Source organism: Arthrobacter sp. DualSoilB13, assembly GCF_055389195.1.
On record NZ_AP035865.1, the window covers coordinates 2,995,557 to 3,011,728 of the forward strand.

Sequence of the window (16,172 nt, forward strand, 5' to 3'; positions counted from 1 at the left end):
TTCTCCAACCGCACCATTCGCATCGAAGTAAATTATTGAGAGGAAGCACCATGCGCACCAACCTTGACCGCCGACATTTCCTGGGCCTAGCAGGCCTCGGCGCCGGAGCTGCGGCACTTGCCGCATGCGGCGGACCGTCGACGGCGGGCACGGCAGACGCCGTCGACACCGCAACGATCGATTTCAGTGGCATAAAGCCCGCCGCCTCCATCGATTTCTGGACCAACCACCCCGGCAAGTCGCAGGACGTGGAAAAGGCGATCATTGAAAAGTTCCACGCCAAGTACCCGGACATCAAGGTGAACCTGGTGACAGCGGGCGCCAACTACGAAGAAATAGCCCAGAAATTCCAGACGTCCCAGGCAGCCAAGACAGGCCTTCCCGGGTTGGTGGTCCTCTCGGATGTGTGGTGGTTCCGCTACTTCTCCAACGGCAGCATCATTCCCATCGATGGCTTGGTGAAGCAGCTGGACATCAAGATGGACGACTTCCAAAAGTCGCTGGTGGACGACTACAAATACGACGACAAGCAGTGGGCGCTCCCCTACGGCCGCTCCACGCCCTTGTTCTACTACAACAAGGACCACTTCAAGGCAGCGGGGCTTCCGGATCGGGCCCCGGCCACGTGGCAGGAGTTTGCCGAGTGGGCGCCCAAGCTCAAGGCCACATCAGGTGCGCAGTACGCCTACATCTACCCGGCCCTGGCTGGCTACGCGGGCTGGACGTTGCAAAACAACCTGTGGGGCTGGGGCGGAAGCTGGTCAAAGGACTGGGACATCACCTGCGATTCTCCCCAGTCCGTGGCTGCACTGCAGTGGGCGCAGGACACCATCTACAAGGACGGTTGGGCCGGGGTCTCGTCCAAGGAAGCAGCCGATGACTTCGCCGCAGGTATCACCTCATCCACCATTTCCTCTACCGGCTCACTGCTCGGCGTCCTGAAAGCAGCCAAGTTCAACGTGGGCGTCGGGTTCCTTCCCGGCGGCCCGGAGGCACCCAGCGGCGTATGCCCCACCGGCGGCGCTGGGCTGGGCATCCCCAGCGGCATCAGCAAGGAAGAGCAGCTTGCCGCCGCGACGTTCCTGAAGTTCATGACCGAGCCGGAGAACACTGCGGCGTTCTCGGCCGCCACCGGTTACATGCCTACCAGGCTCTCAGCTGACATGTCCGCGGTCCTGGCAGCAACACCGCAAATCAAGACCGCCATGGACCAGCTTGCAGCCACCAAGGTCCAGGACAATGCCCGCGTGTTCCTGCCGGGAGCGGACCAGGAGATGGCCAAGGCTGCGGCCAAGATCCTGACGCAGCAGGGCGACGTCCAGGCAACCATGACCGAGCTGAAGAAGACACTCGAGGGTATCTACACCAAGGACGTGAAGCCCAAGCTGAAGGCGTGACTGCTTTTCATCCCTGCGAAAAGAGCTGGGCTACTGACGTAGCCCAGCTCTTTTTTGCGGTGCTACGGGATGGGGACGGGCACCACGCCGAGTGGCGCCAACTGCTCGGCTCCTCCATCCGGGGCCGAAAGAACCCAGATGCCTTTGTCATGCACAGCCACGGAATGCTCCCACTGGCAGGAACGCTTGCCGTCCGTGGTGACCACGGTCCAGTCGTCGTCGAGGGTCGCGGTCTCGATGTCACCACGAACCAGCATGGGTTCGATGGCCAGGCACAGGCCGGGCCGGATCTTGGGGCCGCGGTGGCCGGTCCGATAATTCAAAACGTCCGGGGCCATGTGCATTTCCGAGCCGATGCCGTGGCCCACATAGTCCTCCAGGATGCCCAAGGGCTTGCCCGGGACGGACGATACGTAATCATCAATTGCGTTTCCGATGTCCCCGACGAACTTGCCCTTGGCCAAGGCTGCGATACCGCGCCACATAGCTGCCTCGGTGACATCAGAGAGTCTCTGGTCTTCAGGATCTGCGTTACCGACGATCACCGTCCTGGCGGAGTCGGAATGCCAACCGTCAACTATGCATCCGCCGTCAATGGAGATGATGTCGCCGTCGTTGAGCACCTTGCCGCCAGGGATTCCATGGACCACTTCTTCATTGACAGAGGTGCAAATGGTGGCCGGAAAGCCGTGATACCCGAGGAAGTTCGACTTTGCGCCGGCATTGTTGAGGACCGCGGCGAAGACGTCGTCCAGGTCCTTGGTGGTGACCCCCGGCTTGGCCGCCGCAACGGCAGCATCCAGTGCCCGGCTCAGGACGAGACCGGCCTGGTGCATGGTGCGCATCTGCTCGTTGGTTTTGTATTCAATGCGGGGCTGACCGAACGCCATGATCTCCTCTGGAAGGTTTGCTGTAGAGGCCGATCAGGCCCCATGCTTCAACCATTTTCCCGTACCGGGGTGCGTGGCCGAAATTGGAATGCAGGGTGAAAAGAAAAGAGGGTGTGTCCCGCACGCACTGTACGGGACACACCCTCACTCCACCACCGTTTTACCGGCTTCGTGGAGAACACACTAAACGGTCTTGGCCGCCTCGATCGCTGTCAGCACGCGGTCGGTAACTTCATCGATACCACCGATGCCATCTACCTGCGTGAGGATGCCACGCTCGGCGTACTTAGCCACAACTGCCTCGGTCTGCTCATGGTAGAGATCCAGGCGGTGACGGATTACGGCTTCGTTGTCGTCCGAGCGGCCCGTTTCCTTGGCACGGCCAAGAAGACGGGTCACCAGTTCTTCGTCGTCAGCGGTCAGCTGGAGCACGACGTCGAGCTCCTGCTCACCCTCAGCGAGGATCTGGTCTAGGTAGTCCACCTGCGCTGTGGTGCGCGGGTATCCGTCCAGCAGGAAACCGTTCTCCACATCGCTTTGGCTCAGGCGATCGCGAACCATGTCGTTCGTGACGCTGTCCGGAACAAAGTCGCCGGCGTCCATGTACTTCTTGGCTTCGATGCCCAAAGGGGTTTCGCCCTTGACGTTGGCACGGAAGATGTCGCCGGTGGAGATGGCGACTACGCCGAGGCGCTCCGAAATTCGCTCAGCCTGCGTACCCTTACCCGAACCGGGAGGTCCAATGATCAGCATTCTCGTCATCGCAAAAGCCCTTCGTAGTGACGTTGTTGTAGCTGCGCATCAATCTGCTTGACGGTCTCCAGGCCAACACCCACCATGATCAGAATTGACGTGCCACCGAACGGGAAGTTCTGGTTGGCGTTGATCAGGACGAGCGCAACCAGCGGAATCAACGCCACGAAGCCCAGGTAAAGGGCTCCAGGCAAGGTGATCCTGGAAAGCACGTACTGCAGGTAGTCCGCGGTCGGTTTACCCGCCCGGATGCCCGGAATAAACCCGCCGTACTTCTTCATGTTGTCCGACACTTCTTCAGGGTTGAAGGTGATGGCAACGTAGAAGTAGGTGAAGAACACAATCATGGCGAAATACAGTGCCATGTAGATGGGGTGGTCGCCACGGGTGAGGTTGTTATTGATCCACTCAACCCACGGGGCCATCTGCTCCCCCGGCGCGGGCTGGTTGAACTGTGAAATCAGCCCGGGCAGGTACAGCATGGAGGAAGCGAAGATGACAGGCACGACGCCGGCCATGTTCACTTTGATGGGAATGTAGGTGCTGGTGCCGCCCACGGTGCGGCGTCCGATCATGCGCTTGGCATATTGAACGGGAACGCGGCGCTGGGACTGCTCCACGAAGACCACCAAGGCCACCGTGAGCAGGCCTACAGCCAGCACGGTGAAGAACGTTCCCGGGCCCTTGGATTCCCAGATGGAGCCCAGCGAGCCGGGGAAGCTTGCAGCGATAGAGGTGAAGATCAGCAACGACATACCGTTACCCACACCCTTTTCCGTGACCAACTCGCCCATCCACATGATGAGGCCGGTGCCGGCCGTCAACGTGATGATGATCAGGATGGTGGTCATGATGCTCTCATTAGGAATGATGGGCAGGTTACACCCTGGGAGCAACTGGCCGGATCGAGCCAGCGAAACCAACGTAGTGGCGTTCAGCAGGCCCAATGCGATGGTGAGGTACCGGGTGTACTGCGTCAACTTTGACTGACCGGAGGCGCCCTCTTCGTAAAGCTGCTGGAACCGGGGAATGACCACCCGGAGCAACTGCACGATGATGCTCGCCGTGATGTAGGGCATGATGCCCAAGGCAAACACTGAAACCTGCAGCAACGCGCCGCCGCTGAACAAGTTCACCAGCTGGTAGATGCCCTGCGAGGTGTCACCGGTGTTCAAGCATTGCTGGACATTCTGGTAGTTCACACCAGGCGAGGGGATGAAAGCTCCCAAGCGGAAGATTGTGATGATTCCCAGCGTGAACAACAACTTGCGTCGCAAATCAGGCGTCCGAAACGCCCGGCCGAATGCGCTTAGCAAGCGTCCTCCTGAGTAGAAAGTACAAGGATGTGGATGGGATCAATGAAACCCAACAACCGAGTCTAACCGCTTGGGACGCCGTCGGAATAATCGAGAGTCCACAACCACGCAAAAAATCCCGGTATACAGGGCCGAAGCCCCGCATACCGGGATCCTTTTACAACGGGCATTTGCCCAACTGGCTCTTAGAGAGCAGTGGTGCTTCCGCCTGCTGCAGCAATCTTTTCCGCAGCGCTGGAAGAGAATGCGTGGGCGGTGACGTCAACCTTGACGGTGATGTCGCCGGTGCCCAGCACCTTGACGGGCTGGTTCTTGCGAACGGCACCCTTCTCAACCAGGGACTCTACGGTGACAGTGCCACCTTCCGGGAACAGCTCGTTGAGCTTCTCCAGGTTCACAACCTGGAACTCAACCCGGAACGGGTTCTTGAAGCCGCGCAGCTTCGGCAGGCGCATGTGCAGCGGCAACTGGCCGCCGGCAAAGCCAGCCTTCACCTGGTAGCGGGCCTTCGTACCCTTGGTTCCGCGACCAGCGGTCTTACCCTTGGAGCCTTCACCACGACCAACACGGGTCTTGGCGGTCTTGGCACCCGGGGCGGGGCGCAGGTGGTGGACCTTCAGAGCGTGCTGCTTCTCAGCAGTCTCTTCGGCGGTCTTGTTCTCTGCCATTACTTCGCCTCCTCTACATTCACGAGGTGCGGAACCGTGTTCAGCATGCCCACGGTCACGGCGTCGGCGTTGCGGACAACGGTGTGTCCGATGCGCTTCAGGCCGAGGGACCGAAGGGTAGCCTTCTGGTTCTGCTTGGCGCCAATGACGCCCTTGATCTGGGTGATCTCCAACTTGGCGTCGGAGGGAGTCAGGTTCTTAGCCATGACTAAACACCTGCCTTCTGGTTCTGGAGCGCGCGCACCAGAGCAGCAGGAGCAACCTCGTCCAGCGGCAGGCCACGGCGGGCAGCCACGGAAGCGGGCTCTTCGAGCTGCTTCAGAGCGGCAACAGTCGCGTGAACGATGTTGATCGCGTTTGAGGAACCGAGCGACTTGGAGAGGATGTCGTGGATACCCACGCACTCCAGTACCGCGCGGACCGGACCACCGGCGATAACACCGGTACCGGCGGAAGCCGGACGCAGCAGGACTACACCTGCAGCGGCCTCACCCTGCACACGGTGCGGGATGGTGCTGCCAACGCGGGGAACGCGGAAGAAGGACTTCTTAGCCTCTTCAACGCCCTTTGCGATAGCCGCGGGAACTTCCTTGGCCTTGCCGTAGCCGACGCCGACCATACCGTTGCCGTCACCGACGACGACGAGCGCGGTGAAGCTGAAGCGACGACCACCCTTGACGACCTTGGCAACGCGGTTGATGGTGACAACGCGCTCTACGAACTGGCTCTTCTCAGCCTCACGACCGCCGTCGCGGCCACCACGGCCACCACGGTCGCCGCGGCCTTGGCCACGGTCGCCGCGCTCGCCACGACGTCCGCCGCGGCGGTCGTCGGTAGCGGGTGCGGTCTCAGTTGCTTCAGCAGCTACAGCTTCAGTCACCTGAACGTCCTTTTCGTTATTTTCAACGGTCACAGTGCCAGCCCACCTTCGCGAGCACCGTCAGCGACGGCGGCGATACGGCCGTGGTACTTGTTACCGCCACGGTCGAAGACAACAGCTTCGACGCCTGCAGCCTTGGCACGCTCGGCAACGAGCTCGCCAACGCGCTTGGCCTTGGCAGTCTTGTCACCGTCGAATGCACGGAGGTCCGCCTCCAAAGTGGAAGCGAAAGCCACGGTTACACCCTTGCTGTCATCGACAACCTGGACGAACATGTGACGTGCAGAGCGGTTAACAACCATACGAGGACGTACGGCCGTACCTGTGATGCGCTTGCGGATACGAAGCTGGCGACGGCTGCGTGCAGCCGACTTGCTCTTGTTCGTACGCTTCTTGTTAATTGCGATGGCCATGGTTTACTTACCAGCCTTTCCGACCTTGCGGCGGATGACTTCGCCGGCGTAACGGACACCCTTGCCCTTGTAGGGGTCAGGCTTGCGCAGCTTGCGAATGTTGGCAGCAACCTCGCCGACCTGCTGCTTGTTGATACCCGCAACAGAGAGCTTGGTCGGACCCTCTACTACGAAGGTGATGCCTTCGGGTGCAGAGACGCTAACCGGGTGGCTGTAGCCCAGAGCGAACTCCAGGTCAGAACCCTTGGCCTGAACGCGGTAACCAGTACCAACGATTTCAAGCTTCTTCTCGTAGCCCTCGGTAACGCCCTGGATCATGTTTGCGATCAGGGTGCGGGTCAAGCCGTGCAGCGAACGCGAGTTGCGCTCGTCGTTCGGGCGGGTGACCGTGAGAGTGTTTTCTTCCTGGGTAACCTCGATCGGGCTGGCCACAGTGTGGCTCAGCTCGCCTTTGGCACCTTTGACGCTGATGACGGAGCCATCGAGCTTGACCTCAACTCCGGCAGGAACGGTGATGGGGAGACGTCCAATACGTGACATTATTCTCTTCCTTTCCCGTTACCAGACGTACGCGAGGACTTCGCCGCCCACGCCCTTCTTGCCGGCCTGCTTGTCAGTCAGGAGGCCGGAAGAGGTGGACAGGATAGCGATACCCAGGCCACCCAGCACGTGCGGCAGGTTGGTGGACTTCGCGTAAACGCGGAGACCCGGCTTGGAGATGCGGCGGACACCAGCGATTGAACGCTCGCGGTTGGGACCGAACTTGAGGTCGATGGTCAGCTTCTTGCCAACCTCTGCTTCCTCTTCCTTCCAGCCGGCAATGTAGCCCTCGGCCTTAAGGATGTCGGCAACGCGTGCCTTCAGTTTGCTGTACGGCATGGACACGGTGTCGTGGTATGCCGAGTTTGCATTGCGCAGACGCGTAAGCATGTCTGCGACAGGATCTGTCATAGTCATTTGGGCTATAGCCCTTCCTCGTACCGGTTTCCGCTGCGCTTGCCCTCATGAGCAAACGCGGACGGACCTGTCACGTAGTTAGTTTTCGGTTTTGAACGGGAAACCAAGCGCCTTGAGCAGCGCGCGGCCTTCGTCGTCGGTCTTGGCAGTGGTCACAACCGTGATGTCCATGCCGCGAACGCGGTCAATGGAATCCTGGTCGATTTCGTGGAACATAACCTGCTCGGTCAGACCGAAGGTGTAGTTGCCGTTGCCATCAAACTGCTTGCCGTTGAGGCCGCGGAAGTCACGGATACGCGGCAGGGCCAGCGAAACCAGACGGTCCACGAATTCCCACATGCGGTCGCCACGCAGGGTAGCGTGTGCACCAATGGGCATGCCTTCGCGCAGCTTGAACTGTGCGATCGACTTACGGGCCTTGGTTACCTGCGGCTTCTGGCCGGTGATCAGGGTGAGGTCGCGGACAGCGCCGTCGATCAGCTTGGAGTCCTTGGCGGCATCTCCAACACCCATGTTCACAACAACCTTCACCAGACGGGGAACCTGGTTCACGTTCGCGTAGTTGAATTCGTCCTGCAGGGACTTCTTGATGTCCTCTGCATACTTGGTCTTCAGACGCGGAACGATCTTGTTTGCAGACAGTGTCTCGCTCATTAGATGTCCTTCCCGGAGGCCTTGGACACGCGGATACGGACAGTCTTTGAACGACCATCCTTTTCAACGGTGTCGAGACGGAAACCAACACGGGTCGGCTTCTTGGTCGACGGGTCAACCAAAGCAACGTTGGAAACGTGGATCGGGGCCTCAACGACCTCGATGCCACCGGTCTTGGTGCCGCGCTGCGACTGACCGACCTTGGTGTGCTTGGTGACGCGGTTGATGCCCTCTACCAACACGCGGTTGGTGTCCGGGAATACGCGCAGGACTTTGCCCTGCTTGCCGCGGTCTCCGCCACGTTCCTGCTTGGCGCCGGTGATGACCTGAACGAGGTCACCCTTCTTGATTTTAGCCATGGACTAAAGCACCTCCGGGGCCAGCGAAACGATCTTCATGAACTTCTTGTCGCGAAGTTCACGACCAACCGGGCCGAAGATACGGGTACCGCGGGGGTCACCGTCGTTCTTCAGGATCACAGCTGCGTTTTCGTCAAACTTGATGTAGGAACCATCCGCACGGCGGCGTTCCTTCTTGGTACGAACGATGACAGCCTTGACGACGTCACCCTTCTTTACGTTGCCGCCAGGGATAGCGTCCTTGACGGTTGCGACGATGACGTCGCCAATGCCTGCGTAGCGACGGCCAGATCCACCGAGAACGCGAATGGTAAGGATTTCCTTAGCACCCGTGTTGTCGGCGACCTTCAGTCGCGACTCCTGCTGAATCAATTTTTACTCCTTGCGTCGCGCCGGTTCTCAGACCGAAATCATGCATACGGAATGAGCCTTGCGGAACGGTTGATCGGGGTGTCTCTTGACCCGTCTGGATTTTGCCAGGACGGGCCTAAACGCCCGTGCCACAAGCATCAGCTTCCCTTGCAGAAAACTCTGCGCGGGGCAGTATGCAGCAGCACGATTGTTTACGAGGTAGTTGACGGCCCACTAATGGCGCCATACAAACTCAATATCCTAGCACGTTTATGCACTCGAAACCAACGGGCCTGAAACGCGGAAAGACCCGCATTCCCCAGGGAATACGGGTCCTTCCAGTCAACCCTGCCGGGCAAGCCCGGCGTTGGATTTACTTGGCCTTTTCGAGGATCTCCACCAGACGCCACCGCTTGGTAGCGGACAGCGGGCGGGTCTCAGAGATGAGAACGAGGTCGCCGATGCCGGCGGTGTTCTCTTCGTCATGAGCCTTGACCTTCGAGGTGCGGCGAATAACCTTGCCGTACAGAGCGTGCTTTACGCGGTCTTCAACCTGAACAACGATGGTCTTTTCCATCTTGTCAGAGACAACGTAGCCGCGACGCGTCTTACGGTAACCGCGCTGTTCAGCGCTGGCTGCTGCTTCCGTCACAGTTTCCTTCTCGCTCACTTGGCGTCCTCTCCAGCTTCAACCTCGGCCTTTTCAGCCTTGGCAGCCTTCTTGGACTTCTTTTCTTCCTTGGCTTCCACAACCGGTGCGGCAACCTCGGCACGAATGCCCAGCTCGCGCTCACGGAGAACGGTGTAGATGCGTGCGATGTCCTTCTTTACCGCACGCAGGCGACCGTGGTTCTCCAGCTGTCCGGTGGCGGACTGGAAACGCAGGTTGAACAGCTCTTCCTTGGACTTGCGGAGTTCTTCAACGAGACGCTCGTTGTCGAAACCGTCCAGCTGTGCGGGTGCGAGATCCTTCGACCCTACTGCCATTTCTATTCACCACCTTCGCGACGCACAATGCGTGCCTTCAACGGCAGCTTGTGGATTGCCAGGCGCAGTGCCTCGCGAGCTACCTCTTCATTGACACCGGAGAGTTCGAAGAGAACCCGGCCCGGCTTGACGTTTGCGACCCACCACTCAGGAGAACCCTTACCGGAACCCATGCGGGTTTCAGCAGGCTTCTTCGTCAGCGGACGGTCCGGGTAGATGTTGATCCAGACCTTACCGCCACGCTTGATGTGGCGGGTCATCGCGATACGAGCGGACTCGATCTGACGGTTGGTTACGTATGCCGGGCTGAGAGCCTGGATACCGTACTCACCGAAGCTGACCTTGGTGCCGCCCGTTGCAGCGCCGGAACGACCCGGGTGGTGCTGCTTACGGTGCTTGACTCGACGTGGGATAAGCATTTAAGCCTGTCCTCCTTCTGCTGCAGGTGCAGCAGCTTCAGCGGCCGGTGCTTCAACGGCAGCAGGTGCTGCCTCAGCTGCCGGACGGTCGTTACGACGACGGCGGTCGCCACCCGGGCGGCCCGGACGGTCTCCTGCACGGCCACGGGAAGGAGCAGCAGCTGCCTGCTGAGCCAGTTCCTTGGCAGTGACGTCGCCCTTGTAGATCCAGACCTTCACGCCGATGCGGCCGAAGGTGGTCTTGGCTTCGTAGAAGCCGTAGTCGATGTTCGCACGGAGGGTGTGCAGGGGCACACGGCCTTCGCGGTAGAACTCCGAGCGGGACATTTCTGCGCCGCCCAGACGACCCGAGCAAGCAACACGGATACCCTTGGCACCCGCACGCTGTGCGGACTGCATGGCCTTCTTCATCGCACGGCGGAAAGCCACGCGGGAAGTCAGCTGCTCAGCGATGCCCTGGGCAACAAGCTGTGCTTCCATCTCGGGGTTCTTGACCTCGAGGATGTTCAGCTGAACCTGCTTGCCGGTGAGCTTTTCGAGCTCGCCGCGAATGCGGTCTGCTTCAGCGCCGCGGCGGCCGATAACGATACCCGGGCGTGCCGTGTGGATATCCACGCGGACACGGTCACGGGTGCGCTCGATCTCGACCTTGGCGATGCCGGCGCGCTCCATGCCCGTGGACATGAGCTGACGGATCTTGATGTCCTCGCGGACGAAATCCTTGTAGCGCTGTCCGGGCTTGGTGCTGTCAGCGAACCAGTGCGAAACGTGGTCGGTGGTGATGCCGAGTCGGAACCCGTGCGGGTTAACTTTCTGTCCCACTTAGCGAGCCTCCTCTTTCTCCGGGGTTGCGACAACCAGCGTGATGTGGCTGGTCCGCTTCCTAATGCGGTAGGCGCGGCCCTGGGCACGCGGCTGGAACCGCTTCATGGTCGGGCCTTCATCAACAAATGCTTCGGTGATGAAGAGGTCGCTGTCGTCGAATGCAACGCCGTCACGGTCCGCGAGGACACGTGCGTTGGCCATTGCCGACTGAAGTACCTTGAATACCGGCTCCGAAGCTGCCTGGGGGGCAAACTTCAGAATTGCCAGAGCCTCATTCGCTTGCTTACCACGAACAAGGTTGACGACGCGCCGGGCCTTCATAGGCGTTACGCGGATGTGACGCGCAATAGCCTTGGCTTCCATTGCTTTCCTTCTCTCGTCTAAGACGTAAAGTCAGGCGCCTAGCGGCGCTTGCCCTTACGGTCGTCCTTAACATGGCCGCGGAATGTCCGCGTGGGAGCGAATTCGCCGAGCTTGTGCCCGACCATCGACTCTGTGACAAACACCGGAATGTGCTTGCGTCCGTCGTGTACGGCGATCGTGTGCCCGAGCATGTCGGGGATGATCATCGAACGGCGGGACCAGGTCTTGATGACGTTCTTGGTGCCCTTATCGTTTTCCCGTGCGACCTTCACAAAGAGGTGCTGGTCAACGAAAGGACCTTTTTTCAGGCTGCGTGGCATGTGTCCAGGCTCCTATCGCTTGTTCTTGCCAGTACGGCGGCGACGAACAATAAGCTTGTCGCTCTCTTTGTTCGGACGGCGGGTACGGCCCTCGGGCTTGCCGTTCGGGTTAACCGGGTGACGTCCACCGGAAGTCTTACCTTCACCACCACCGTGCGGGTGGTCAACCGGGTTCATGGCTACACCACGGACGGTCGGGCGAACGCCCTTCCAGCGCATACGGCCGGCCTTGCCCCAGTTGATGTTCGACTGCTCGGCGTTGCCAACCTCGCCGACGGTTGCGCGGCAGCGCACGTCAACGTTGCGGATTTCGCCGGAGGGCAGACGCAACTGAGCGAAGCGGCCTTCCTTGGCAACGAGCTGCACCGAAGCACCTGCGGAACGTGCCATCTTGGCGCCGCCACCCGGACGCAGTTCAACTGCGTGGATTACGGTACCAACCGGGATGTTGCGCAGCGGCAGGTTGTTGCCCGGCTTGATGTCAGCGTCAGGACCAGCCTCGACGAAGTCACCCTGGGACAGCTTGTTAGGAGCGATGATGTAACGCTTGGTGCCATCAACGTAGTGCAGGAGTGCGATGCGAGCCGTACGGTTCGGGTCGTACTCAATTTCGGCAACGCGGGCGTTGATGCCGTCTTTGTCGTGACGACGGAAGTCGATCAGACGGTACTGGCGCTTGTGCCCACCACCCTTGTGACGGGTGGTGATCTTACCGGAGTTGTTACGGCCGCCAGTTTTGTGCAGCGGACGCAGCAACGACTTTTCCGGAGTCGATCGCGTGATTTCAGCGAAGTCGGCTACGCTCGAGCCACGACGGCCCGGGGTAGTCGGCTTGTATTTACGGATTCCCATAATTTATTTCCTCGTTAAAGTGGTCTCCGCTACGCGAGCGGACCGCCGAAGATGTCGATTGTGCCTTCTTTGAGGGTGACAATTGCACGCTTGGTGCTCTTGCGCGTACCCCAGCCGAATTTGGTGCGCTTGCGCTTACCGGCACGGTTGATGGTGTTGATCGAGTCAACCTTGACCGAGAAGATCTTCTCAACGGCCAATTTGATCTCGGTCTTGTTCGAACGAGGGTCCACCAGGAAGGTGTACTTGCCTTCGTCGATCAGACCGTAGCTCTTTTCCGACACGACGGGTGCAAGCACGACGTCGCGCGGGTCCTTGATGGTGGTTACGCTCACTTGGAGGCCTCCTCGTTCTTTGCCTTGTCAGCGACGAACGCCTCGAAAGCAGCCTTGGTGAAGACCACGTCGTCGGAGATGAGCACGTCGTAGGTGTTCAGCTGATCTGCGTACAGAACGTGAATACCTTCGAGGTTGCGCACGGAGAGTGCTGCAACATCATTGGCGCGCTCGATAACGACGAGCAGGTTCTTGCGCTCGGAGACTGCGCGCAGCGACGCCAGTGCTTCTTTGGCGGACGGCTTGGTGCCGGCTACCAGTTCAGCGATGACGTGGATACGGCCGTTACGGGCGCGGTCAGACAGGGCACCGCGGAGTGCAGCGGCCTTCATCTTCTTGGGGGTGCGCTGGCTGTAGTCACGAGGGGTCGGACCGTGGACAACGCCACCGCCGGTCATGTGAGGAGCACGGATTGAACCCTGACGGGCGCGGCCGGTGCCCTTCTGCTTGAACGGCTTGCGACCTGCACCGGAAACCTCGGCGCGGGTCTTCGTCTTGTGGGTACCCTGGCGTGCAGCAGCGAGCTGTGCGACGACGACCTGGTGCAGCAGCGGCACGTTGGTCTGGACGTCGAAGATCTCTGCGGGCAGGTCTACCTTGACAGTGCTAGTCATTTAACTAGGCTCCCTTCACGGCGGTGCGTACGAGTACGACCTGGCCGCGGGCACCGGGGACGGCACCCTTGATAAGGAGCAGCGACTTCTCAGCGTCAATGGCGTGAACCGTGAGGTTCAGCGTGGTGTGACGCTCGGCGCCCATGCGGCCGGCCATTTTCAGGCCCTTGAAGACGCGGCTCGGGGTGGATGCGCCACCGATGGAGCCAGGCTTACGGTGGTTCTTGTGGGCACCGTGGGAAGCGCCAACGCCGTGGAAGCCGTGACGCTTCATAACACCGGCGAAGCCCTTACCTTTGGAGGTGCCGACGACGTCGATCTTCTGGCCGGCTTCGAAGATCTCAACAGAGAGCTCCTGGCCCAGCTCGTAGGATGCGGCGTCTGCGGTACGCAGTTCGACGACGTGGCGGCGAGGAGTTACGCCAGCCTTTTCAAAGTGACCAGCCAGCGGCTTGGTGACCTTGCGGGGGTCGATCTGGCCGTAGCCGATCTGTACGGCGACGTAGCCATCTACCTCTGCGTTACGCAGCTGGGTGATGACGTTGGAGTCAGCCTGGACAACAGTTACCGGGATGAGCTTGTTGTTCTCGTCCCAGACCTGGGTCATGCCGAGCTTCGTGCCCAGCAGGCCCTTTACGTTACGGGTTGCGGTCATAGTCTCTCAGCACCTCCCTAGAGCTTGATTTCGATGTTCACGTCTGCGGGCAGGTCGAGACGCATAAGCGAGTCAACAGCCTTCGGCGTGGGGTCGATGATGTCGATCAGACGCTTGTGAGTACGCATTTCGAAGTGCTCACGGCTGTCCTTGTACTTGTGAGGAGAGCGAATAACGCAGTAAACGTTCTTCTCCGTGGGCAGCGGCACCGGGCCGACTACCGTTGCGCCTGCGCGCGTGACCGTCTCAACGATCTTCCGCGCTGAAACATCAATGACCTCGTGGTCATATGACTTCAGCCGGATGCGGATTTTTTGTCCCGCCATGTCGCCTGACTCTCTTTCAGCTAGTGCTGCTCTAGTTAGGGCTGCTCTGTTTACTTACCTGTTGATGTGGCCGCCGAAGCGTTTGAGGCAGTGCCACCACACGCCGCACAAGCTGAATCCGGAAAAATCCGGGTTCCTCACCTTGCCGGCGCACCGACCCCCGCGGTCGGGCGTGTCGCGATTTCCACGCAAACTCGACCGCAATCATGGGGTTCAGGGTTATGTTTGGGCTTCAGCCTGGACCCTGACACCCGGCATTATCCGGATCGGGACACGAAGAAGCGCTTGAACAACTCATCCAGTATGGCGGAAATATGGTGTAAAGGCTAATCGGCCCTGAAGAGCCATTGCCCGCCACTCGTCCCGTGAGGATGATAGGGGCATGAACGCCCAGGATTCAGGCTCCGTGGAAGATCTCGCCGCCCGCCTGCCTCCCGGGTTCACGTTGGGTGTGGCTGCTGCAGCTTTCCAGATTGAGGGCTCGCTGACCGCTGACGGCCGCGGGCCGTCGGGATGGGATGCTTTCTCCGAAAAGCCCGGGGCAATAGTCGACGGCGGCTCCCCCGCCATGGCCTGCGATCACTACAACCGCTCCGACGAAGATATTGCCTTGATGCAGGAGCTTGGTGTCGATTCCTACCGCTTTTCGCTCTCGTGGCCGCGTATCCAACCTGGAGGCAAAGGTGCAGTCAACCAGCGCGGCCTGGACTTCTATGATCGCCTGATCGACAAACTCCTGGCCGCAGGCATTTCCCCCATGGCAACGCTGTACCACTGGGATACCCCGCTGGAGTTGGAGCATGCCGGGGGGTGGATGAACCGGGACACTGCAGAACGCTTCGGAGTGTACTGCGAAGCCGCCGCCAAACGGTTCGGTGACCGCGTTGAGCACTGGGTCACCATGAACGAGCCTGTGTCCGTCACAGTTCAGGGATACGCGCTGGGAGTGCACGCCCCTGGCCGGCAACTGCTGTTCGACTCACTGCCTGCCGCGCATCATCAATTGCTGGGTCATGGGATGGCCGTGCGGGCTCTCCGGAACGCTGGCGTCAAGGGGCAGATCGGGGTGTCAAACATGCATTGCCCCGTGGAGCCGGCCAGCAACAGTCTCGGCGACAGGCTGATGACGCAGGCGCTGGACCTGATCCTCAACCGCATCTACGCCGATGCGATCCTGCTTGGCCAATACCCCAAGCCACCGTGGCCCATGAAACCGTGGTTCCGCTCGCTGGGTACCGTCCACGACGGTGATCTTGAACTGATCAGCCAACCTCTGGACTTTTACGGGCTCAACTACTACTACCCCGTGAAGGTGGCAGTGGGCCCTGGACCGGCGGAGATCCCTACCGGAAGTTCTCCCGAGATGACCAATGTTCCTTTCCATTTGGCCGCCTACCAGGAGTATGAGACCACAGGGTTCGGCTGGCCTGTTGCGCCGGAATACCTGGCGTTGCTGCTCCGCGACATGAAGGACCGGTATGGAGCGGCACTTCCCCCCGTCTACATCACGGAAGGTGGAGCAAGCTTCCCCGAGCCTGCCCACGTTGACGGACCCATCCAAGACACTAACCGCATTACCTACCTGGCTGAGCATCTTGGCCATGCCTTGACGGCAACGGGGCCTGGTGGCCTCGCCGCAGATGTGGATCTCCGGGGATATTACGTCTGGACCTTACTGGATAACTTCGAGTGGGCAGCAGGCTACTCACAACGGTTCGGCCTGACCCACGTGGACTTCGAGACCATGGAGCGGACTCCCAAGGACTCGTTCTACTGGTATCGATCCCTGGTCCGCGCACGCCACCATCACTCGTAGCATGTGTGAGTTAAATCGATCA

At 60.1% G+C, this 16,172-nt stretch carries 25 protein-coding genes; 2 read left to right on the plus strand and 23 right to left on the minus strand.

All coding sequences use genetic code 11. The annotated features are described in order from the left end of the window. Positions 1-50: 50 nt before the first annotated feature. Positions 51-1,397 carry an ABC transporter substrate-binding protein gene (locus ACZ5J0_RS13780; protein WP_142938380.1) on the plus strand — a complete coding sequence of 449 codons (1,347 nt, stop codon included), beginning with the start codon at positions 51-53 and terminating at the stop codon, positions 1,395-1,397. 62 nt (positions 1,398-1,459) lie between these two features. Here the strand turns inward: ACZ5J0_RS13780 and map are convergent, their stop codons facing one another. The 23 genes from map to rpsJ all read right to left on the minus strand — a co-directional run bounded on the left by map (position 1,460) and on the right by rpsJ (position 14,334). Further along, positions 1,460-2,287 carry a type I methionyl aminopeptidase gene (map, locus tag ACZ5J0_RS13785; protein ID WP_464093310.1) on the minus strand — a complete coding sequence of 276 codons (828 nt, stop codon included), beginning with the start codon at positions 2,285-2,287 and terminating at the stop codon, positions 1,460-1,462. A 183-nt stretch (positions 2,288-2,470) separates the two neighbouring features. Beyond that, the gene (locus ACZ5J0_RS13790; RefSeq protein WP_187697147.1) at positions 2,471-3,040 is read right to left on the minus strand and encodes an adenylate kinase; all 570 of its coding nucleotides are present in this window, start codon (positions 3,038-3,040) and stop codon (positions 2,471-2,473) included. Positions 3,041-3,045: 5 nt separating this feature from the next. Beyond that, entirely contained in the window at positions 3,046-4,356 is a 1,311-nt protein-coding gene (gene secY, locus ACZ5J0_RS13795; RefSeq protein WP_464093311.1) for a preprotein translocase subunit SecY, read from the minus strand. Positions 4,357-4,541: 185 nt separating this feature from the next. After that, positions 4,542-5,024 carry a 50S ribosomal protein L15 gene (gene rplO / locus ACZ5J0_RS13800; RefSeq protein WP_142938376.1) on the minus strand — a complete coding sequence of 161 codons (483 nt, stop codon included), beginning with the start codon at positions 5,022-5,024 and terminating at the stop codon, positions 4,542-4,544. After that, a complete protein-coding gene (rpmD, locus tag ACZ5J0_RS13805) occupies positions 5,024-5,230 on the minus strand; it encodes a 50S ribosomal protein L30 (RefSeq protein WP_011775580.1) in 207 nt (68 codons plus the stop codon). The genes rplO and rpmD overlap by 1 nt, the downstream gene beginning before the upstream one ends. A 2-nt stretch (positions 5,231-5,232) precedes the next feature. Further along, complete coding sequence (gene rpsE / locus ACZ5J0_RS13810; RefSeq protein ID WP_011775581.1) at positions 5,233-5,904, minus strand: 30S ribosomal protein S5; 672 nt, start codon at positions 5,902-5,904, stop codon at positions 5,233-5,235. A 29-nt stretch (positions 5,905-5,933) separates the two neighbouring features. Next, positions 5,934-6,317, minus strand: a complete 384-nt coding sequence (gene rplR, locus ACZ5J0_RS13815; RefSeq protein ID WP_024817584.1) for a 50S ribosomal protein L18 — start codon at positions 6,315-6,317, stop codon at positions 5,934-5,936. A 3-nt stretch (positions 6,318-6,320) separates the two neighbouring features. After that, on the minus strand, positions 6,321-6,857 hold the full coding sequence (gene rplF / locus ACZ5J0_RS13820; protein ID WP_062073167.1) for a 50S ribosomal protein L6: 537 nt from the start codon (positions 6,855-6,857) through the stop codon (positions 6,321-6,323). 18 nt (positions 6,858-6,875) lie between these two features. Then, on the minus strand, positions 6,876-7,274 hold the full coding sequence (gene rpsH, locus ACZ5J0_RS13825; RefSeq protein WP_142938374.1) for a 30S ribosomal protein S8: 399 nt from the start codon (positions 7,272-7,274) through the stop codon (positions 6,876-6,878). A 78-nt stretch (positions 7,275-7,352) separates the two neighbouring features. After that, positions 7,353-7,928 carry a 50S ribosomal protein L5 gene (gene rplE / locus ACZ5J0_RS13830; protein WP_142938373.1) on the minus strand — a complete coding sequence of 192 codons (576 nt, stop codon included), beginning with the start codon at positions 7,926-7,928 and terminating at the stop codon, positions 7,353-7,355. After that, entirely contained in the window at positions 7,928-8,287 is a 360-nt protein-coding gene (gene rplX, locus ACZ5J0_RS13835; RefSeq protein WP_142938372.1) for a 50S ribosomal protein L24, read from the minus strand. The genes rplE and rplX overlap by 1 nt, the downstream gene beginning before the upstream one ends. Positions 8,288-8,290: 3 nt before the next feature. Next, positions 8,291-8,659 (minus strand): 50S ribosomal protein L14, encoded by a 369-nt coding sequence (rplN, locus tag ACZ5J0_RS13840; RefSeq protein ID WP_003803789.1) that lies wholly within the window; start codon positions 8,657-8,659, stop codon positions 8,291-8,293. A gap of 352 nt (positions 8,660-9,011) precedes the next feature. Further along, positions 9,012-9,308: a 30S ribosomal protein S17 gene (rpsQ, locus tag ACZ5J0_RS13845; protein ID WP_142938371.1), complete on the minus strand. Its 297-nt coding sequence runs from the start codon at positions 9,306-9,308 to the stop codon at positions 9,012-9,014. Beyond that, positions 9,305-9,625: a 50S ribosomal protein L29 gene (gene rpmC, locus ACZ5J0_RS13850; protein WP_014922387.1), complete on the minus strand. Its 321-nt coding sequence runs from the start codon at positions 9,623-9,625 to the stop codon at positions 9,305-9,307. Before rpmC ends, rpsQ begins: the two co-directional genes overlap by 4 nt. A 2-nt stretch (positions 9,626-9,627) precedes the next feature. After that, positions 9,628-10,044, minus strand: a complete 417-nt coding sequence (gene rplP, locus ACZ5J0_RS13855; RefSeq protein WP_003803795.1) for a 50S ribosomal protein L16 — start codon at positions 10,042-10,044, stop codon at positions 9,628-9,630. Next, entirely contained in the window at positions 10,045-10,866 is an 822-nt protein-coding gene (gene rpsC / locus ACZ5J0_RS13860) for a 30S ribosomal protein S3 (protein WP_011775589.1), read from the minus strand. Further along, on the minus strand, positions 10,867-11,232 hold the full coding sequence (gene rplV, locus ACZ5J0_RS13865) for a 50S ribosomal protein L22 (protein WP_011775590.1): 366 nt from the start codon (positions 11,230-11,232) through the stop codon (positions 10,867-10,869). Positions 11,233-11,270: 38 nt separating this feature from the next. Next, positions 11,271-11,552: a 30S ribosomal protein S19 gene (rpsS, locus tag ACZ5J0_RS13870; protein ID WP_011775591.1), complete on the minus strand. Its 282-nt coding sequence runs from the start codon at positions 11,550-11,552 to the stop codon at positions 11,271-11,273. 12 nt (positions 11,553-11,564) lie between these two features. After that, the gene (gene rplB / locus ACZ5J0_RS13875; protein ID WP_011775592.1) at positions 11,565-12,404 is read right to left on the minus strand and encodes a 50S ribosomal protein L2; all 840 of its coding nucleotides are present in this window, start codon (positions 12,402-12,404) and stop codon (positions 11,565-11,567) included. Positions 12,405-12,433: 29 nt separating this feature from the next. Further along, positions 12,434-12,739: a 50S ribosomal protein L23 gene (rplW, locus tag ACZ5J0_RS13880; protein ID WP_024817589.1), complete on the minus strand. Its 306-nt coding sequence runs from the start codon at positions 12,737-12,739 to the stop codon at positions 12,434-12,436. Continuing rightward, complete coding sequence (rplD, locus tag ACZ5J0_RS13885; protein WP_142938370.1) at positions 12,736-13,353, minus strand: 50S ribosomal protein L4; 618 nt, start codon at positions 13,351-13,353, stop codon at positions 12,736-12,738. The genes rplW and rplD overlap by 4 nt, the downstream gene beginning before the upstream one ends. Before the next feature lie 4 nt (positions 13,354-13,357). Continuing rightward, positions 13,358-14,008 (minus strand): 50S ribosomal protein L3, encoded by a 651-nt coding sequence (gene rplC / locus ACZ5J0_RS13890; RefSeq protein ID WP_011775595.1) that lies wholly within the window; start codon positions 14,006-14,008, stop codon positions 13,358-13,360. A 17-nt stretch (positions 14,009-14,025) separates the two neighbouring features. Next, a complete protein-coding gene (gene rpsJ, locus ACZ5J0_RS13895) occupies positions 14,026-14,334 on the minus strand; it encodes a 30S ribosomal protein S10 (protein WP_003803825.1) in 309 nt (102 codons plus the stop codon). Positions 14,335-14,716: 382 nt separating this feature from the next. Here rpsJ and ACZ5J0_RS13900 point away from each other — a divergent pair, with 382 nt between their 5' ends. Beyond that, entirely contained in the window at positions 14,717-16,150 is a 1,434-nt protein-coding gene (locus tag ACZ5J0_RS13900; RefSeq protein ID WP_223940645.1) for a GH1 family beta-glucosidase, read from the plus strand. Positions 16,151-16,172 lie beyond the last annotated feature (22 nt).

Bases quoted from the DNA above. Each gene is read 5' to 3' on its own strand.
- ACZ5J0_RS13780 (WP_142938380.1), top strand. From the start codon at position 51: ATGCGCACCAACCTTGACCGCCGACATTTCCTGGGCCTAGCAGGCCTC.
- rplV (WP_011775590.1), bottom strand. From the start codon at position 11,232: ATGGAAGCCAAGGCTATTGCGCGTCACATCCGCGTAACGCCTATGAAG.
- rpmC (WP_014922387.1), bottom strand. From the start codon at position 9,625: ATGGCAGTAGGGTCGAAGGATCTCGCACCCGCACAGCTGGACGGTTTC.
- rplX (WP_142938372.1), bottom strand. From the start codon at position 8,287: ATGGCTAAAATCAAGAAGGGTGACCTCGTTCAGGTCATCACCGGCGCC.
- ACZ5J0_RS13790 (WP_187697147.1), bottom strand. From the start codon at position 3,040: ATGCTGATCATTGGACCTCCCGGTTCGGGTAAGGGTACGCAGGCTGAG.
- rplB (WP_011775592.1), bottom strand. From the start codon at position 12,404: ATGGGAATCCGTAAATACAAGCCGACTACCCCGGGCCGTCGTGGCTCG.
- rplE (WP_142938373.1), bottom strand. From the start codon at position 7,928: ATGAGCGAGACACTGTCTGCAAACAAGATCGTTCCGCGTCTGAAGACC.
- ACZ5J0_RS13900 (WP_223940645.1), top strand. From the start codon at position 14,717: ATGAACGCCCAGGATTCAGGCTCCGTGGAAGATCTCGCCGCCCGCCTG.
- rplP (WP_003803795.1), bottom strand. From the start codon at position 10,044: ATGCTTATCCCACGTCGAGTCAAGCACCGTAAGCAGCACCACCCGGGT.
- rpmD (WP_011775580.1), bottom strand. From the start codon at position 5,230: ATGGCTAAGAACCTGACTCCCTCCGACGCCAAGTTGGAGATCACCCAG.
- rplC (WP_011775595.1), bottom strand. From the start codon at position 14,008: ATGACCGCAACCCGTAACGTAAAGGGCCTGCTGGGCACGAAGCTCGGC.
- rpsJ (WP_003803825.1), bottom strand. From the start codon at position 14,334: ATGGCGGGACAAAAAATCCGCATCCGGCTGAAGTCATATGACCACGAG.
- rplO (WP_142938376.1), bottom strand. From the start codon at position 5,024: ATGGCAGAGAACAAGACCGCCGAAGAGACTGCTGAGAAGCAGCACGCT.
- rplD (WP_142938370.1), bottom strand. From the start codon at position 13,353: ATGACTAGCACTGTCAAGGTAGACCTGCCCGCAGAGATCTTCGACGTC.
- map (WP_464093310.1), bottom strand. From the start codon at position 2,287: ATGGCGTTCGGTCAGCCCCGCATTGAATACAAAACCAACGAGCAGATG.
- rplR (WP_024817584.1), bottom strand. From the start codon at position 6,317: ATGGCCATCGCAATTAACAAGAAGCGTACGAACAAGAGCAAGTCGGCT.
- rpsS (WP_011775591.1), bottom strand. From the start codon at position 11,552: ATGCCACGCAGCCTGAAAAAAGGTCCTTTCGTTGACCAGCACCTCTTT.
- rpsH (WP_142938374.1), bottom strand. From the start codon at position 7,274: ATGACTATGACAGATCCTGTCGCAGACATGCTTACGCGTCTGCGCAAT.
- rplF (WP_062073167.1), bottom strand. From the start codon at position 6,857: ATGTCACGTATTGGACGTCTCCCCATCACCGTTCCTGCCGGAGTTGAG.